General features: G+C 33.8%; 16 protein-coding genes. 4 read left to right on the top strand and 12 right to left on the bottom strand.

Translation table 11 applies throughout. The annotated features are described in order from the left end of the window. Positions 1–236: 236 nt before the first annotated feature. Together bshA and JHL15_RS00450 are read right to left on the bottom strand one after the other, a co-directional pair. Positions 237–1,385, bottom strand: a complete 1,149-nt coding sequence (gene bshA / locus JHL15_RS00455; protein ID WP_200241446.1) for an N-acetyl-alpha-D-glucosaminyl L-malate synthase BshA — start codon at positions 1,383–1,385, stop codon at positions 237–239. Positions 1,386–1,392: 7 nt separating this feature from the next. After that, positions 1,393–3,129, bottom strand: a complete 1,737-nt coding sequence (locus JHL15_RS00450; RefSeq protein WP_200241443.1) for a glycoside hydrolase family 3 protein — start codon at positions 3,127–3,129, stop codon at positions 1,393–1,395. A gap of 115 nt (positions 3,130–3,244) precedes the next feature. On the opposite strand from JHL15_RS00450, the gene JHL15_RS00445 reads away from it, so the two are divergent. After that, positions 3,245–3,796 carry a hypothetical protein gene (locus JHL15_RS00445; RefSeq protein WP_200241440.1) on the top strand — a complete coding sequence of 184 codons (552 nt, stop codon included), beginning with the start codon at positions 3,245–3,247 and terminating at the stop codon, positions 3,794–3,796. A gap of 75 nt (positions 3,797–3,871) precedes the next feature. On the opposite strand, the gene ribA is transcribed toward JHL15_RS00445, so the two are convergent. The 8 genes from ribA to JHL15_RS00405 all read right to left on the bottom strand — a co-directional run bounded on the left by ribA (position 3,872) and on the right by JHL15_RS00405 (position 10,902). Then, complete coding sequence (ribA, locus tag JHL15_RS00440) at positions 3,872–4,468, bottom strand: GTP cyclohydrolase II (RefSeq protein ID WP_200241437.1); 597 nt, start codon at positions 4,466–4,468, stop codon at positions 3,872–3,874. 25 nt (positions 4,469–4,493) lie between these two features. Beyond that, positions 4,494–4,952, bottom strand: a complete 459-nt coding sequence (locus JHL15_RS00435; RefSeq protein WP_200241434.1) for a hypothetical protein — start codon at positions 4,950–4,952, stop codon at positions 4,494–4,496. Next, complete coding sequence (locus JHL15_RS00430) at positions 4,949–5,563, bottom strand: DUF4254 domain-containing protein (RefSeq protein WP_200241431.1); 615 nt, start codon at positions 5,561–5,563, stop codon at positions 4,949–4,951. The genes JHL15_RS00435 and JHL15_RS00430 overlap by 4 nt, the downstream gene beginning before the upstream one ends. Before the next feature lie 15 nt (positions 5,564–5,578). Then, entirely contained in the window at positions 5,579–5,788 is a 210-nt protein-coding gene (locus JHL15_RS00425; protein ID WP_200241428.1) for a twin-arginine translocase TatA/TatE family subunit, read from the bottom strand. A 30-nt stretch (positions 5,789–5,818) separates the two neighbouring features. Next, positions 5,819–7,378 (bottom strand): peptidoglycan DD-metalloendopeptidase family protein, encoded by a 1,560-nt coding sequence (locus JHL15_RS00420; protein WP_200241425.1) that lies wholly within the window; start codon positions 7,376–7,378, stop codon positions 5,819–5,821. Next, positions 7,375–8,217, bottom strand: coding sequence for a DUF4292 domain-containing protein (locus tag JHL15_RS00415; RefSeq protein WP_200241422.1), 843 nt, complete (start codon positions 8,215–8,217; stop codon positions 7,375–7,377). The genes JHL15_RS00420 and JHL15_RS00415 overlap by 4 nt, the downstream gene beginning before the upstream one ends. Positions 8,218–8,319: 102 nt before the next feature. Further along, positions 8,320–9,336: a sugar phosphate nucleotidyltransferase gene (locus tag JHL15_RS00410; RefSeq protein ID WP_200241419.1), complete on the bottom strand. Its 1,017-nt coding sequence runs from the start codon at positions 9,334–9,336 to the stop codon at positions 8,320–8,322. A gap of 144 nt (positions 9,337–9,480) precedes the next feature. Continuing rightward, positions 9,481–10,902, bottom strand: a complete 1,422-nt coding sequence (locus JHL15_RS00405) for a lipopolysaccharide biosynthesis protein (protein ID WP_200241416.1) — start codon at positions 10,900–10,902, stop codon at positions 9,481–9,483. A gap of 114 nt (positions 10,903–11,016) precedes the next feature. Between JHL15_RS00405 and JHL15_RS00400 the strand changes: the two genes are divergently transcribed. From JHL15_RS00400 to JHL15_RS00390, 3 genes are all read left to right on the top strand, one after another. Next, the gene (locus JHL15_RS00400; protein WP_200241413.1) at positions 11,017–12,354 is read left to right on the top strand and encodes a dihydroorotase; all 1,338 of its coding nucleotides are present in this window, start codon (positions 11,017–11,019) and stop codon (positions 12,352–12,354) included. Between the two features lie 280 nt (positions 12,355–12,634). Next, entirely contained in the window at positions 12,635–13,204 is a 570-nt protein-coding gene (locus JHL15_RS00395; RefSeq protein WP_200241410.1) for a Crp/Fnr family transcriptional regulator, read from the top strand. 76 nt (positions 13,205–13,280) lie between these two features. Then, the gene (locus JHL15_RS00390) at positions 13,281–14,018 is read left to right on the top strand and encodes an SDR family oxidoreductase (RefSeq protein WP_200241407.1); all 738 of its coding nucleotides are present in this window, start codon (positions 13,281–13,283) and stop codon (positions 14,016–14,018) included. A 185-nt stretch (positions 14,019–14,203) separates the two neighbouring features. Here the strand turns inward: JHL15_RS00390 and JHL15_RS00385 are convergent, their stop codons facing one another. Continuing rightward, the gene (locus tag JHL15_RS00385; protein ID WP_200241405.1) at positions 14,204–16,501 is read right to left on the bottom strand and encodes a GH92 family glycosyl hydrolase; all 2,298 of its coding nucleotides are present in this window, start codon (positions 16,499–16,501) and stop codon (positions 14,204–14,206) included. A gap of 77 nt (positions 16,502–16,578) precedes the next feature. Further along, on the bottom strand, positions 16,579–17,262 hold the full coding sequence (locus JHL15_RS00380) for a response regulator transcription factor (RefSeq protein ID WP_200241403.1): 684 nt from the start codon (positions 17,260–17,262) through the stop codon (positions 16,579–16,581).

Below are 17,262 nucleotides of genomic sequence, written 5' to 3'. Positions count from 1 at the left end.
CATTCTTTACATTGATGGATCTATAGGATATATTTGTTTAGATAGAATTTTGCAGTTATTTGGGGATTGGTTTTTTTGTGTTTTAATTAATATTATAATTACCAGTTCAACAACTACAGGATTCATTTGCATTGAAAAAAGATAGATTTAAGGTTTAGGAGAAAAAAAATAAGGGCTAGAAATAAATCTAAGCCCTACTTTTATAGCAGATAATACTAAGATGTTCCGACAAAACATTAAGCTTTTGTCAATTCCTTCTTAAAATTTTCTATGGTTGTTTTATACATTTCTTCATATATCGGAAGAATGTTTTTCAAATCGAATTTTATGGCTTGTTCTTTTGCGTTTATTTTCATTTTTGCTAAAAGTTCGTCATTGCTCAAAAGCTTGATTGTGTAATTACTCATAGCCTCCACATTTCCTATTTCTGCTAAGAAACCAGTTTCAGCCTGAATATTAACTTCAGGAATCCCACCAGCATTAGAGCTAATAACAGGGGTATATGCGGCCATTGCTTCTAAGGCAGCCAAACCGAAACTTTCCTGTTCGGATGGTAATAAGAAAACATCAGAAAGCTGGAGAATTCGATATAAGTCATTTACCTTTCCAAGAAGACGAATCTTGGAAATCAATTCCGGATTTTCTTCCAGAAATTGATTTACCTTTTCCATGTCCGGACCTTCTCCGATGATAATCAATTTGGATTTTACCTTCTTATTAACATTCTTAAAGATCTGCAGAACTTCTTCCACACGCTTTACAGGGCGTAGGTTGGATACATGGATCAATATCTTTTCATCCGGATCAGCAAACTGGGTTCTTTGGCATTCGTTGCATTCATCGAATTCAGAATTATCAATAAAGTTGGTAATGACCTGGATAGGTTTTTTAATATTGAAAAACTGTAGAGTATCCTTTTTTAGACTTTCAGATACAGACGTAATCGCATCTGATTTATTAATCGAAAATTCTACTGCGTGTTTGTAACTTGGATGTTGCCCTACCAAAGTAATATCAGTTCCGTGAAGGGTTGTTACCAAAGGGATATCGTTATTGTCTTCCTGTAGCATTTGCTTTGCCGTAAAGGCTGCATAGGCATATGGAATTGCATAATGAGCATGAAGTAAATCAAGTTTATATAGATTAACGACACGATAGATCATTGAACTTAATGCAATATCATAAGGCTGATACTGAAATAGGGGATACGTTTGAACATTGACCCTATGGAAAAAAATATTTGGATTCGTGATATCTAATCTTGCAGGAAGAGCAGAGCTTATGAAATGAACTTCATAGCCTTTATTAGCAAGAGACATTCCCAATTCTGTTGCTACGATACCGCTTCCGCCGTATGTTGGATAGCAAAGTATGCCTATTTTCATTGGTTTATTATTGTTTTGATGTTGTAAATATAGTTGAATTCACTTTGGTATCAGAAGCTGTAGATGGATTCAAATCAATACCCATTCCAGCTTTTAACTGATCATTAATTAGCACCGGAAGTCTCCCCCAGATTTTTGTTTTTCCAAGTAAAGCATTGGCAGTGGCGATCATTGAGTCATCATTGTTTTCATAGGAAACAAGAACCGTTGAAACTTTTGTGATATCAATGTCTTTTAATGCATAAGCACTTCCGAATACATTTAATATTACTTTTTGATTTTTGGTCAAATCAGCAAGGACTTTTCTAGATTCTGCCGAAATTTTATATGGCTTATAAGCAGTGGAATTATCTTTATGAAAGCCAACAATTACTGTAGAATTAGAAGGAATGGTATTGATTTCGCTGGCTTTTTTAATGATAACCGTAGAACCTAGTTGATTGGCAAAAGTTTGATAGGGTGCCTCTTCCAATGGAACATAATAAATTTGTTTTCCGCTAAGAGGGAGTAGTCTTTGTTCGTCTTTCAACAAAGTAAGTGCATTGGAATAAAGATTCTGAACCAGCAATTTATGGGAGTCATTATTAAGGTCATTATTAATGTTTTCGGGATTTTTCGGATGGTATTTGTCCAGACCTAAATAATATTTTGTTAATAATATTTTCTTCACACTTTCCTCTACCCGGGATTGTGGAATTTCTCCGTTATCGATCGCTTTTTGAATTAACTTCTTTCCTTCTGACACGCCTTGTGAAAAAAGCATAATATCATTGCCGGCTTTGAATGCTAATGCATCTAACTCCCCAGGCTTGTATTTATTAGCCACAGCACCCATATTAAGAGCATCTGTAATGATAAGGCCTTTATATCCTAGTTTTTCTTTTAAAAGTCCGGTAATAATATTTTTAGAAACAGAAGCCGGAATTCCTTTTCCTGACTCCAGAGTAGGGACATACAAATGGGCTACCATTACGCCACCAATTCCTTTATTCATCAGAGCTTTAAAAGGAGCTAATTCAACTGTATTTAAACGGTCCAATTGATGTGAAACGACTGGCAGGTCTAAATGTGAATCTGTACTGGTATCACCGTGACCAGGGAAGTGTTTTATGGCAGCTAGTATATTGTTATCTTGCAACCCATTAGAATAAGCTAATGCTGAATTAATTACATTATCTACTTCAGAACCAAAACTTCTGTTTCCAATAATTGGATTATTTGGATTGGTATTCACATCAACAACAGGAGCGAAGTCCCAGTTGATTCCCATTCTTTTACAATCTTCAGCAATTTTAGAAGACATCTGATAAATGAGATTTTTATCCTGAATTGCTCCTAATGTCATTGCCCATGGAAATTTATGAGCAGCTGCTATCCTTTGATATAATCCCCATTCAGCATCCATTCCAATCATTAATGGAACTTTAGACTTCTGCTGAAATTCATTAACCAGTGCTATTTCTCTTGCTGCATCATCCTGCATTAAAATCAATCCACCTATTTTATCATTTGTGACAATATTTCTTACCTGGTTGATATGGCCTTCATCCTTGTTTGTATAAAGAGCTACAATGAAAAGTTGTCCTAATTTTTCATCTTGTGATAAAGATTTATATGTTCTGTCAACCCATTGGTTAGCTTTACTCATGTCAGCCTGAGAAATGCCCTTTGGGAGGTACTGGGCCGTGATTTTTGAACTGATAAATAAGAATATGAAGAGAGAAGTGTAAACTATTTTGTTCATAACTATTGAATAAGAACAAAAATACAATTAAAAAAATCATCAGAATGGATGTTTTTAAGTTTTTTGGTATATGTTTTGGATGTGGTTTATAAATAATATTAAAACTTTTATAAAAATGAAAAAATTTCTTCCAATCCTTCTATTAGCTTTTGTCAGCTTATTTATTTTTAGCTGCGACAATAGCGATGATAATAATAACAACAATCCTGTAGATAATGATACCGTAGGTACCGCATTTGATATTACGCCAACCTTCACAAGAAGTAGTGATAATTTATATCAGTATTCTGATGCTTTTAATAGTCCTCTAGTGCAATCTGATGTAGTATTGATTTATTTACAAACTGGTCTTACGAATAACAACTCTCCAATCTGGAGATTACTTCCATATACATTCTTTACTACTAATAATGTAGCGGTTGATTATTCATTTGATTTCAGCAAGTTTGATATTGGTATTAATGTAAATTCTACTTTAAATTTAAGTACGAATCCAACATATTATACAAATAAGAGATTTAGAGTGGTTATTTTACCTGCTAATACTGGAAAAAATGCTAAAAATGCGAATGCTAAGAATGTAGCTGCTCCAGTAGACTATAATGATTACTATAGTGTAATTAAATATTATAATATTGACGAGTCTAAAATAAAGACTAGAAATTAAGATATATCTTTTCAGTTTTTTTATAATTAAAAAAGGCTCTGGAATTTATTCCGGAGCCTTTTATTATTTCTTTTCTTAATTATCATTGTCATCCAGGAGATGTCCAAAATAATCTTTCTTTGTTTGTAGATAACCTCTGCTGATGTCATTAGCAGGAATCTGTAAAGGAATTCTCGAGTTAAGGTGGATATTACTTTCTGTAACATATTTTACCTTCTCAGGATTATTTGTTAGAAGATTGATGTCTTTTACTTCCAGAACATTTAAAATTTCAATGGCTACATTAAAATTTCTGTCATCTGCAGGAAGACCAAGTTGTAAGTTAGCTTCTACAGTGTCAAATCCTTTTTCCTGTAAAGAATAAGCTTTTAATTTATTGATTATTCCAATATTTCTTCCTTCCTGACGAAGGTAAACAATAACCCCTCCATTTTCATGGATATATTTCATAGCAGCATCCAACTGCTGCCCACATTCACATTTTTTTGAATGGAAAACTTCGCCGGTAATACATTCTGAATGGAAACGGACGTTAACTGGTTTTGAAAAATCTGTATTTTCAGCAATAATTGCCATGTGAGGCATCCAGTCATTTTCGTTTTCAGAGAAAGCGATCATTCGGAAAGTTCCATGTTCCGTAGGAACGTTTGCTTCCGCTTGAATTTTAATCATTAATATAAAGTAGTTGAACTAGTTTTTAATTTCCTTTAAGAGAATCCTCAATAATAGAAATATTGGTTTTTAATCTAACCAGGTATCTGTTAAGGATTTCATCATCATCTTTTGGAAGGTTTTGTCTTAGTTTCTGAATCTTTTTATAGGATTTTTCAAAGCTTTTAATAGATCTGTTTTTTCCAGATATATTATTAGCATCTATTGCGTATAAGTAATTCTGTAAACTGTATTTCAGAGAAACTACTTCTTCATTTACACTAATAGTTTTGAATTTAGGAAAGGTAGAAATCAGATTAGATATTTCAGAGGCATTTACATTTTCTTTGATATTAATGTCTATGCTTTTCTTGAGTCCCCTATCAGAATCCGAACCTTTTGCTTCACTATAAAAACTACTAGACAACGGAGAAAAATTTAATTTTTCCGATGCGCAAGAAGAAGTTAGTATAAACAGTATTCCAAAAAAAAATAATCTTTTCATTTTTGTTGCCCCTTTTGATAAAGGATTGGGTTAAGACTTTCATCGTTATACATTTTCATTTGTTTGTATACCTTCATCTTAACATCACCGTTTTCAATATCAGTAAGCAACTGATTAATAGAAGTGGATAGGTCTTCTTTCTGTATCAGAAGGACATCTAATTTTGCCTGGCAATTCAGACGATGTTCTTCTGAAGCAGATTCTCTATTTGCTTCTAGTGACATATGATAAACCTTTAATGCGAGTATTGATAATCTGTCCACAGCCCAAGCGGGTGTTTCCGTATTGATCTTTGCATCAGGTTTTGGAGTTATATTTTTAAACTTATTAAGAAACCAGCTGTCAATAAATTCAACCAAATCAGTTCTTTGCTGATTGGATGCATCAATTGTTCTCTTTAACTGCAGAGCCTCAACTGGATTAATATTTTCATCTCTAATTATATCTTCCAAATGCCATTGAACGGTATCAATCCAGTTCTTTGCGTACAAAATTCGTTCCAAACTGTCTTTTTCGAAAGGATTATTAATTAGATTGTTGACGTCATCAAATACGTGGTAATCTTCAATAGATTGATTGAAGACTTTCCATGCAGTCTCTGTAAAATTCATTAATTCTGAAGAATTTTAGTTGCTTGAAGGATTATTGGTCGAAGAATTTTTGTTTTCAGATGGATTTTTATCCTCTTCTTTTACTGCATCTTTAAATTCTTTGATACCTGATCCTACACCCCTCATTAATTCTGGAATCTTTTTACCTCCGAATAACAGAACTAGAAGGATTGCCACGATAAGGATATGTTGCCATGATAAGGCAAGTATTGTTAATGTTTCCATTTCTAAATTTTTTACAAAGTTAGTCTTTTTTTAATAAGAAACCCACCCTAAAGGATCAACTGGTGTAGTTCCGTTCCATACCTGAAAATCAAGGGTATAAGAACCATCAAAATCTTGTCCTACAGTACCTACAATAGTCCCTGCAGAGACCTGTTGTCCTTTAGAAACATTCACACTTCCCAGGTTTGAATAAATCGTAAAGTAGTTTCCATGTTTAAGCATAACAGTTTTTGTTCCGTCACTATTTGCTAAGACTGAAGATACAGACCCAGGAAATACCGATTTCGCTCGGGTACCAGATGGAACAGAGATTTTGATTCCGTTATTTTCTTCTGTGATATTTTTAAATACAGGATGCGGCTGTCTTCCAAAACGGTGTGTAATTTGTCCCTTTTCAACAGGGAAACCTAATTTACCTCTGTTTTCAGCAAAGTTATTTCCTGCAGCTGTAGAAACTCCAAAATTGGTCATTGCTTTGGTTTCTGCTGCTTTTTTCTCGTCATCTTTTCTTTTCTCAAGTGCTGCTTCTGCGGCTTTTGCAGCAGCTAGTTTGCTGGCTGCTTCTTTGGCTCTGGCACTAGCTTCTGATGAGGCTTTTGCTGCTGCTACTTTTCTGGCTTCATCCCTGGCGTTGGATTCTGCCCGAGCAGCTTCTTCAGTACGTTTTCTCTCTTCTTCAGCTCTTTTTGCTGCCAGTTCCTCTGCTCTTTTTGCTTCAGCTTCAGCTAATTTTCTTTCTCTTTCTAATGCTTCAGCTCTAGCTCTGTTTTCCGCTTCAATTCTTGCTTTTTCTCTTTCAGCTGCAATTTTAGCTAAACGTATTTTTTCGGCTTCCGCCTTTCTTCTGGCTTCTTCTTCTGCTTTAGCAATTCTGATTTCCTCAGCGATAATACTTCTGATCTGTCCTTCTAATGCTTTGGACTGAACTTGTTTTTGCTTCAGCTCAGCCGTTAATTTTGATTCATTTTTCTTAAAATCCTCAACAAGCTGTTCTTTTTGAGCTCGTTCAACATTGATGGTTGTTAGATCTTTTTGTTGATTGATCAAAAGTTGTTGTTTATCTGTAACTGATTTTTGTCTTTGAGCGATTGTTTTTTTGATCTGATTAGCGGCATCTGTGATTTCAGCTGCCTTTTTGTCTTGATAATCAGAATATTCCTTGAGATATTGTACTCTTCGAATAGCTTCACCCAGGTTTTTTGCAGAAAGAATAAAGGTCACTTTATTTTGTACTCCTTTATTTTTATATGCATTCACTAAAACCTCAGCATAATTCTTTCTCAATACCGCTAGCTCTTTATTCTGACGGTTGATTTCCAACTGACGAAGATAAATATCATCTTCAATAAATCTCTTTTCCTTTTGCGTATTGGCGTAAACTTTTTCTCTTAAGCTTAGTTTTTTATTGATATTGGAAAGGTAGGCTATAGAAAGTTTGGACTCATTTCTTGTTTTAGCCAGGTCGGAATTTATTTGGGTGATTTGTTTTTTAAGTTCAGCATTTTGCTTCTGCAATTGTTCTTTGTTTTGTTGCCCATTGTGCAATCCGAACAATAAAATACCTATTAAAAAGCTAAATTTTTTAATCATTTAATTTCAATTTTCTTATAATTGGCTGGGACTGAATAGGCCACTTCCATCTTCGAAAAATCAAATTTCGTATTTTCTAATAAAATCTGGCTGGTTTTTGAACCTTTTATAATTATTTTAACATTTTTTGGTAGACGAATTTCATTATATTGATCCCAATCACTATAAGAAATTTCTAACTGATCTGTTGATAAGACATCCTTTAGCTGGACGTTTAATAAATCATAATTTTCATCGTATTGCAGTGAAATTTTATACTCTCTGGTTTTCTCGTCCGTAACAATTTTTTGATTTACGGAAGATACCAATTGGAATCCCTGGGCATTTTTTGTGAGGTTAAATTGAGAGTCGTTGATTTTTACGAAAGTTCTTCCCATTAAAATTCTTTCCAAAGACTTATAATCAATGAAATTCACATTGAGTAAATGGTTCAGGTATTCAAAATCTGAATCGATATAGGTTTTGCTGGTTTTATCTTGTCCTTTGACACCTTCCGGAGTTGCAATTCCTCTGGCAACGTTGATGAAAAGAGCTCTTAGATTCATCCATACCTTTTTGTCGTTTTCAATATAAATGGTTGCATCCAGAGTAGGGATAAAGCTTCCGGTTTCTACTCGTACTTTACTGTCTATCCTTATTTGCTCAAATTTAGGCTGGATCAATACATGTTCAAAAAATGTAAGTTTATCTCTTACAGGTTCGTTTGCATCTTTTGGATCGTTATTATTTTTTATAATGATACTGTCTTTACTATTATTATCTGTATTTTTAGTAACATTTCGTGTTTTACAGGATGACAAAAGAAGAAGTAATAAAACGAATGGAACCCAATTTTTCATGTATTTATCTTTTCGATTAAAATAATACTTTGCAATATTAACGCCAAACCACACAAAACATTTTGTGTGGTTTGAATATATTATATCTTGATTTATTCTATATTATTTAGATAGAAAATCTAAAACGGAATAATCACCTAATGAAATTTCTCTTGCTACTCCGAAATACTGTGCAGAATTACCAATCATAGAGTTTGATAGATTTCCATGATTAATCTGTGTATTTTCCTGAATCAGAGAGTTTTCAATATTCGAATTCACGATTATTGTATTATTACCCAATGAAACTCCCGGACCAATTTTAGAATTGGATATTTTTACATTTTCTCCAATGAAACAAGGTTGGATAATTAAAGAATTTTCAATTACAGCTGAAGAAGGGTATTGTGACATTTCTTCTTTTTCGTAAGCAAGTATTTTACTGTTGGTTTCTACAGTGGCATTTTTATTCCCACAGTCCATCCAGTCATTTACTTTTCCAAGACTGAATTTAGCTCCTTTTGCTCTTAAATTCTCTAAAGCAGTTGTCAACTGATATTCTCCACCATTTTTTATATCATTATCCATGATATAATTGATTTCATTCATTAGTTTCTCAGCACTATTAAAATAATAGATACCTATAATAGCTAAATCAGAAACAAATGTAGTAGGCTTTTCAACAAAATCTGTAATGAATCCATAGTTATCTAATTTAACAACACCAAACGCTGAAGGATCTTCTACACTTTTCACCCAGATAACACCATCTGAGTTTTTGTCTAATTGGAAATCTGCTCTGAATAAAGTATCCGCAAATGCAATAACCACATCTCCCTGCATTGAATCTTCAGCACATTTGATTGCGTGAGCTGTTCCCAGAGGGTCATTCTGATAATATATGCTTCCTTTTGCTCCTAATTTTTCTGCAATCTGAATTAAAGATTTTTCTATTTCAGGGCCGAAATCTCCGATGATAAAGGCTACTTCTTCTATTTTCTCACCAGCAACCTTTGCAATATCCTCTACCAATCTTTGAACGATAGGTTTTCCTGCAATGGGAATAAGTGGTTTTGGAACGGTAAGTGTATGTGGACGTAATCTGGATCCACGTCCAGCCATTGGTACAATAATTTTCATAAGTTATATTAGGGGATTTTTAGTTGTTTTTTATTTGAACGAATGGCTAAAAGTAATTTATAACCATATAATAAGAATAGTTGTATTATTTTAAATATTTGTTTAATTTTTCAATTTCAGTAGCATCAAAATAGAGACCAAAGTCTAATTTTTTCTAATTTTTGAAAGGAGTATATCTTTCTCTGTATACAATAGAATTCCGGTATAAAAAAGAAATAAAAGGTTACCTATCCAGAAGTTATAATCAAACAGATTTACGATCATATAGCTGAATATTCCTAAAAGTATAATAAAGATTGATATCTTTTTCATTCTATATGGAATGGGATAATATTTTTGTCCTAAAAAATAAGATAGAACCATCATTGTAAGGTAGGCAGCTAAAGTCACCCAGGCAGAAACCATAAAGCCATATTTTGGTAAAAGTACAAGATTTAGTACGATGGTAATAATAGCACCTGTCCAGGAAATATAGGTTCCTACTCTCGTTCTGTCAGTTACTTTATACCAGGTAGACAGGTTGTAATAGATTCCAAAAAACAGATTGGCAATTACAATAATAGGAATGATATTGATAGCGATCCAATAAGAGCTATTGGGAACGAGAAGGAGTTTTATCCATGATACATTAGCAATAATTCCTAAAGCAACGACCGAAGCAAAGAAAGAAAAGTATTCAGTCACTTTTGCATAAGTAAATTTTGCATTTTCATTTTGCATTTGCTTGAAGAAAAAAGGTTCAATTCCCATCCTGTAGGCTGTTACAAAAAGAGTCATAAGCACTGCCATTTTGTAGCACCCGCCATATGCTCCAGCGGCTTCAGCATCAATAATGAATTTTTGAACAAACTTATCGAAGTTTTCATTGACCATAAATGCTAACCCAGCGATCATTATTGGCCATGAATAGGTAATCATCTGGATGAACAGGTCTTTAGAAAACTGGAATTTAAGCTTTAATATAATTGGTAATACAAGAATAAACCCTAAAAAACTTGCCGCTAAGTTACTGTAAAAAGGGTAAGTTACTTTTTCTTTTAAACCAAATCTGGCACTGAATTCCTGAGGGATATATAAAAATAAAGCGATTACAAAAATACTTTGAAAGACAGCTTGAATTACTCTTACAGCAGAATATTTTATAGGTTTATTGTGAAATCTTAACCAGGCCAGAGGGATTACCAGAAGGTTGTCAAAAAATGCGATCCATGCAAACCATCGTATGAATTCAGGTGTTTTGGAATACCCAAAAATATCTGCGATCGGTTGATTAAAAAACAATACCAATAATAAAAAGATACCTGACAGCCCAGCTAAAAACCAAAACGAAGTATTAAAAACTTTTTGTTCATCATCCTTATTGGAGGAAAATCTGAAATAGGCTGTTTCAAAACCAAAAGAAAGAATAATATTAACAAAGGAAATTAATGCATATAGATTGGTGAAGATTGCAAAATCACTTGTACCAATATTTTTGATGAACAAATAATTAAGTAATACTACAATCACTCTCGGCATAATAGCCCCAATTCCATAGATAATAGTTTCGTTAAGAAGTTTTTTCAAAATGCGAAATTTTCTGCAAATGTAAATATTTAGAAATTGATTCTTTAGCAAGGATATTAAAATTCATTCATAAACCTTAATTTTGTAAGCAATCTAAAGTCTAAAGAAAAGTAAATGAGAACGCTAATAAAAAACGTAACGGTCGTTAACGAAGGGAAGACCTTTGAAAGTGATGTTTTAATTGAAAATGATTTAATTTCTAAAATAGAATCCCATATTTCCACAGATGCTGATCAGATCATTGATGGTTCAGGAAAGTTTCTTCTGCCAGGAGTAATTGATGATCAGGTCCATTTTCGTGAACCGGGGTTAACGCATAAAGGAGATATTGAAAGTGAATCGAGATCGGCTATTGCAGGTGGTATCACAAGTTTTATAGACCAGCCTAACACGGTTCCCAATGCAGTAACCCAGGAGTTGTTAGCGGATAAATATGAAATAGGGGCTAATAAAGCGTATGCTAATTATGGTTTTATGATGGGGGGAACTAATGACAATCTGGAAGAATTATTGAAGACCAACCCAAGAAATGTTCCCGGAATCAAATTGTTTTTAGGATCTTCTACTGGAAATATGCTTGTAGATAATCCAGAGACATTGGAGAATATTTTCAGTAATACTAAAATGCTAATTGCTGTTCATTGTGAGGATGAAGCAACCATCAGAGCAAATACTCAAAAATATATAGATCAGTACGGGGATGATATTCCCGTAAAATTTCACCACCTCATCAGAAGTGAAGAGGCTTGTTATAAATCTTCTTCCAAAGCTATTGAATTGGCTCAAAAAACAGGAGCAAGACTTCACGTTTTTCATCTCTCAACAGCGAAGGAAACAGCATTGTTCAGAAATGATATTCCTTTAAAGGATAAAAAGATAACAGCAGAGGTTTGTGTACATCATTTAACTTTCACCAATGAAGACTATGAGACTAAAGGCAATTTCATTAAATGGAATCCAGCTGTAAAAACACAAAAAGATAAGGATGGACTTTGGGAGGCTCTTTTGGATGGGCGAATTGATGTTATTGCTACAGATCATGCTCCCCATACGTTGCAAGAAAAACAGAATGTATACACCAAATGCCCTTCCGGGGGACCATTGGCTCAGCATTCACTAGTGGTAATGTTAGAGAATTTTAAAAATGGTAAAATCTCTTTAGAGAAAATAGTGGAAAAGATGTCTCATAATCCAGCTATTCTTTTCAGAATTGAAAAAAGAGGTTTTATAAGAGAGGGCTATAAGGCAGATCTGGTATTGGTTGATTTAAACGAAAACTGGACAGTTGCGAAAGAAAACATTCTATATAAGTGTGGTTGGAGTCCATTGGAAGGGATGAACTTCCATTCTAAAGTAACGCATACATTTGTAAATGGAAATCTGGTTTATGACAATGGGAAAATAGCAGACGAAAAGTTCGGAGAACGATTGCTTTTTGAAGTTGAGGAGTAAAATAGTGGAATTGTTATATGGCAAAATAGCCAAATTGCGGAATTGCAAAAACGAAATTATAAATATTATTCAATAGGAGCGGGCTTTAGCCCGCTTTTCTTATTTTAATATCCTCTGGCTTTAGCCAAAACTTATATCTAGGAAATGAGGAAACAAAATTGAAAAGTGATCTTTCAAGTGATAATTGTATTATTCTTTTCATTAATATTTTGCCCAATGACAAATTTTAGATTCGAAGGATTTTATACTTTTACCTAAAGAATCACTGAATAATTTACTGATGAAAGAATTTATAGATTATATACTGCATTTCGGGAATTTAAATGAGCAGCAAATTAAATTCATTTCTCAAAAAGGAAATGAGTTAGAGTTAAAGAAGGAAGATTATCTCGTTGAAGCAGGAAAGCCTTTGAAGCAAATAGGTTTCTTATTACAAGGAGTAATTAGAGTCTGCTATTATAATAATAAAGGAGAGGATATAACATGCTATTTTGTAGATGAAAATCATCTTATCTTTGGATGGCAAAATTATGTAGATGACTTGCCAATGTCTGTGTATCTACAGGCAGCTACAAATTGTCGATTGATTACTTTCTCAATTCAAGACTGGAAAGAAATTTCAAATACCATCGTTGGGTGGGATAAGATCTCTCATAAGATTTCTGAAAAAAATCATATTGAAAAGCTGGAAAGAAGAAGTCGATTGGTTTCACAGGATGCAAAGACTAAATATCTCGAGTTTTTAAGTTATTTCCCTAATCTTGCTAATCGTATTCCACTCTCTCAATTGGCTTCTTATTTAGGAATTACACAATCTTCCTTAAGTAGAGTAAGAAAAGATATCCGATAGGCACTTTTTGTCATATGGCAAAAAAACATACTTTGTGATGCTCTACCTTTACATCAATAATTTAATAAAATACCAAATGAAAACAGTATTAATTACCGGAGCCAATAAAAGTATAGGCTTCGAGACTGCAAAACAATTACTAGAAAAAGGATTATTCGTTTATCTTGGAAGTCGTAATCTGGAAAAAGGAGAAGAGGCCGTTAAACAACTTAAATCTAAGGGATTTAATAATGTTGAAGCGATACAAATTGATGTTGCTAATCAGGAGTCAGTTGATTCAGCAAGGGTTGAATTAGGTAAAAGAACAGAGACATTGGATGTTTTGATCAATAATGCTGGGATCACTGGAGATGTACCACAAAATGCTCTTGATGTTACAATAGATAATTTCAAAAATACCTATGAAACAAATGTATATGGTCCTATAAGAGTAACCCAGGCATTTATTGATTTATTAAAAAAATCTCCAGAGCCACGTATTGTAAATGTGAGTTCAGGCCAAGGATCACTTACGCTTGCATCAGACCCTACGAATATTTACTATCCCTATAAAGCAGCAGTTTATCAATCGTCAAAATCTGCATTAAATATGTACACTGTTGTTTTAGCATATGAGCTACGTGAAACTCCTTTTAAAGTAAATGCAGTCGATCCTGGATTTACGAAGACTGATTTTAATGGTCATCATGGAACAGGAACAGTTGAAGATGCCGGATCTCGTATTGTGAAATATGCTTTAATTGGAAAAGAGGGGCCAACCGGAAAATATTTCAGTGAGGAAGTAAATCCTGAGACAGGAGAGATTCCCTGGTAGTATAAGGGGATTACAAAATCGTAAAATCGAAATTAGTACTGGGCTTTAACCAGTGGCTGTTCAATCGAACGATTATTAAGTTTGGCTGAAATTATAATGTCAAGTAAATAAAAAAAAGACTACATTTTTGTAGTCTTTTTTATCTAAAATATAATTGTAGTTAACAATCATCAATATCTGATCAATTATTTTTTCGGCTTATTGCTCATATAAAAAGTAAGTTTTCCACCTTTTGCAATATCAGCATGTTTCAAAGTAAAGTTTTTGATCTCTGTTCCATTGAGAAGAATCTTTTTTACATATACATTTTTTGGATTCTGATCGATTGCTTCAATTTCAAAAGTTTTTCCATTTTCCAGATTTAATATGGCGTGATCTATTGCCGGGCTTCCAATAGCATAATCTTCCGAACCTGGTGCCACTGGGTAGAATCCTAGAGAACTTAAAATATACCAGGCGCTCATTTGACCTGTATCATCATTTCCTCCTAATCCATCAGGAGTCGCTTTATATTGCATTTCTAAAATATGGCGAATCTGAGCTTGTGTTTTCCAGGGTTGTCCAGCCCAATTATAAAGATAAGCGACATGATGCGCCGGTTCATTTCCATGGACGTATCCACCAATAATTCCTTCTCGGGTAATATCTTCAGTATCTGCAAAAAACTCATCCGATAAGTGCATGGTGAACAATTCATCAAGTTTAGAAGCGAATTTTTTCTTTCCACCCATTAAAGTAATAAGTTCATCAGGGTTTTGAGGAACAAAGAAACTGTAGTTCCATGAATTTCCTTCAATAAATCCTTGCCCATGAGTACTTAAAATATCGAAATCTTTTTTAAAGCTGCCATTTGCTAAACGAGGACGCATAAAGCCAATGCTTTTGTCAAAGTTGTTTTTCCAGTTTTCGGAACGCTTAATGAATTGATTATAAATTTCCGTTTCACCTAGATGCTTTGCTAATTGAGCAATAGCCCAATCATCATAGGCATATTCTAAAGTATTGGAAACAGAAGTTCCACTTTTCTCGGCAGGAATATATCCTAAATCTATATATTGTCCAATACCTTCGTAGTCTCTTTTATTAGCTGTCTCAACGCAAGCTTTCAATGCTTCTTTTGGGTCACCGGTGTACACTCCTTTAATAATGGCATCTGAGACTACACTTACACTGTGATAACCACTCATACACCAGTTTTCATTGGCATAATGAGACCAGATTGGAAGCATCTTTAAAGAAAACTGTTGGTAATGAGCCATCATTGACTTTACAATATCGTCGTTTCTTTTGGGCTGAATGATATTAAATAAAGGATGTAAGGCACGATAAGTATCCCAAAGTGAGAAAGTAGTATAATTGGTAAAGCCATTGGCCTTATGAACATTCTGGTCCAGTCCTTTATATTCTCCATTGGCATCCATATAGGTAGTCGGATTGATAAAGGTATGATACATTGCGGTGTAAAAATTTGTTTTCTCAGTTTCAGATCCTTGTATAATGATCTTATTTAATTCTTTATTCCAATCTTCCTGTGCTTTAGCTTTTACCTGATCAAAAGATAAATTTCCGGTTTCTTTTTCCAGGTTATCAAGAGCGTTATTTTGACTTACCGGAGATAAAGCCAGCTTTACTTCAATGGCTTCATTTTCGTTGGTGTCAAAATCAAAATTCATTTTCAGATTTTTTCCGGCGATTTCAGGGAAGTTTTTGGTCTGATCAAATTTTCTCCAGAAACCACCATATATCTGCTTCCCATCATAGTTTTTTTGACCATATGATTTGAATGGTTTTGAGAATTGTATAGCAAAATACACTGTTCTCGTCCTTGCCCAGCCATTAGTTTGTCTATATCCTGTAATGGTGTGATCGTTTTCTACGCGAACATAGGTCCATACATTTTTTCCGTCATAATTGTAGATTCCAGCCATCAAATCCAGGATAATATGAGCCTGATCAGATTTTGGAAATGTATAACGCTGAACGCCAACTCTCGTCGTTGCTGTAAGTTCAGCCAGAATATTGTGATCTTCTAGCTTTACTTTATAGTAGCCTGCTTCTGCTTTTTCATTTTGATGAGAAAACCTGCTTCTGTATCCTTTCTCTGGATTGGAAGCTGTTCCCGGATTGAATTGTAGTTTTCCTACTGTAGGCATCATGAGGAAATCTCCCAGGTCTGAATGGCCGGTTCCACTAAAATGAGTTGAGCTGAAACCTACAATTGTTTTATCTTCATAACGGTAACCTGCACAATATTTATAAACCTCACCATTATATTTTCCATTTAATTCATAGGATATAGTATCTGTTTCAGGGCTTAGTTGTACAGCGCCGAAAGGAACTGTTGCACCTGGATAGGTGTGTCCCATTTTTTCAGTACCAATCAGTGGATTAACATATTGATATAGTTTTTCGAATTTTTGAGCTTTACAATGTATGCTAAAGAATAAAACAAATAGAAAAACAAACGTTCCTGACCTTTTCATGTATAAAGTAATTTTTCGGATAGTAAAATTAAATAATAATTGTTTATAGATTCAGGTTATCTAAAATTATTTAGAACTTATTGTTTATCAGAAAACCGGAAACCTATTCCGTGTAGATTTTCGATACATACATCTTGTTCATCAGCAAGCACTTTTCTTAATCTGGAAATAAATACATCAAGACTTCGCCCCATAAAATAGTCATCATCTCCCCAAATTGCTTTGAGTATTTCCTGTCTCTTCAAAACTGTATTCTTGTGACTGATAAAATAGAGAAGCAAGTCGGATTCTCTTTGTGTAAGAGTAATTATGTTTCCGTTATTTTGCAAAGTATAGTTTTTAGGAGAAAAGTCATATTTTCCAACTTTGTATTTTGAAGGAATGGTATCTATTTTCTTTGTGCGTCTTAAGAAAACTTCAATTTTTAGAATGAGTTCTTCAATACTGAATGGTTTAACCAAATAATCATCTGCTCCGATCTTCAATCCTTTAATTCTATCTTCTTTTAATGCTTTTGCTGAAATAAAAATAATGGGGATTTCAGCATTTTTGTCGCGGATATACTGTGCTAGTTCAAAGCCATTAATTTCTGGCATCATAATGTCTAAAAGGCAGATGTCGAAACTCTGACTGTTGAATGCTTCAAGTGCCGATTTTCCATCAGCATAATGATCAATTGTATAATAGAGTTCCAAACTATCCTGGATTAGGAAAGCTATAGTCTTATCATCTTCAGCATACAAAATTTTAGATTTTTCCAT

Origin of the sequence: Chryseobacterium paridis (assembly GCF_016595215.1) — a bacterium.
Classification (GTDB): domain Bacteria; phylum Bacteroidota; class Bacteroidia; order Flavobacteriales; family Weeksellaceae; genus Chryseobacterium; species Chryseobacterium paridis.
This window is presented reverse-complemented; position numbering and strand designations above follow the sequence as displayed.

Coding starts and splice junctions, on each gene's coding strand:
- bshA (WP_200241446.1), bottom strand. CDS start 1,385: ATGAAAATAGGCATACTTTGCTATCCAACATACGGCGGAAGCGGTATC.
- JHL15_RS00450 (WP_200241443.1), bottom strand. CDS start 3,129: ATGAACAAAATAGTTTACACTTCTCTCTTCATATTCTTATTTATCAGT.
- JHL15_RS00445 (WP_200241440.1), top strand. CDS start 3,245: ATGAAAAAATTTCTTCCAATCCTTCTATTAGCTTTTGTCAGCTTATTT.
- ribA (WP_200241437.1), bottom strand. CDS start 4,468: ATGATTAAAATTCAAGCGGAAGCAAACGTTCCTACGGAACATGGAACT.
- JHL15_RS00435 (WP_200241434.1), bottom strand. CDS start 4,952: ATGAAAAGATTATTTTTTTTTGGAATACTGTTTATACTAACTTCTTCT.
- JHL15_RS00430 (WP_200241431.1), bottom strand. CDS start 5,563: ATGAATTTTACAGAGACTGCATGGAAAGTCTTCAATCAATCTATTGAA.
- JHL15_RS00425 (WP_200241428.1), bottom strand. CDS start 5,788: ATGGAAACATTAACAATACTTGCCTTATCATGGCAACATATCCTTATC.
- JHL15_RS00420 (WP_200241425.1), bottom strand. CDS start 7,378: ATGATTAAAAAATTTAGCTTTTTAATAGGTATTTTATTGTTCGGATTG.
- JHL15_RS00415 (WP_200241422.1), bottom strand. CDS start 8,217: ATGAAAAATTGGGTTCCATTCGTTTTATTACTTCTTCTTTTGTCATCC.
- JHL15_RS00410 (WP_200241419.1), bottom strand. CDS start 9,336: ATGAAAATTATTGTACCAATGGCTGGACGTGGATCCAGATTACGTCCA.
- JHL15_RS00400 (WP_200241413.1), top strand. CDS start 11,017: ATGAGAACGCTAATAAAAAACGTAACGGTCGTTAACGAAGGGAAGACC.
- JHL15_RS00395 (WP_200241410.1), top strand. CDS start 12,635: ATGAAAGAATTTATAGATTATATACTGCATTTCGGGAATTTAAATGAG.
- JHL15_RS00390 (WP_200241407.1), top strand. CDS start 13,281: ATGAAAACAGTATTAATTACCGGAGCCAATAAAAGTATAGGCTTCGAG.
- JHL15_RS00385 (WP_200241405.1), bottom strand. CDS start 16,501: ATGAAAAGGTCAGGAACGTTTGTTTTTCTATTTGTTTTATTCTTTAGC.
- JHL15_RS00380 (WP_200241403.1), bottom strand. CDS start 17,262: ATGGAAAAATCTAAAATTTTGTATGCTGAAGATGATAAGACTATAGCT.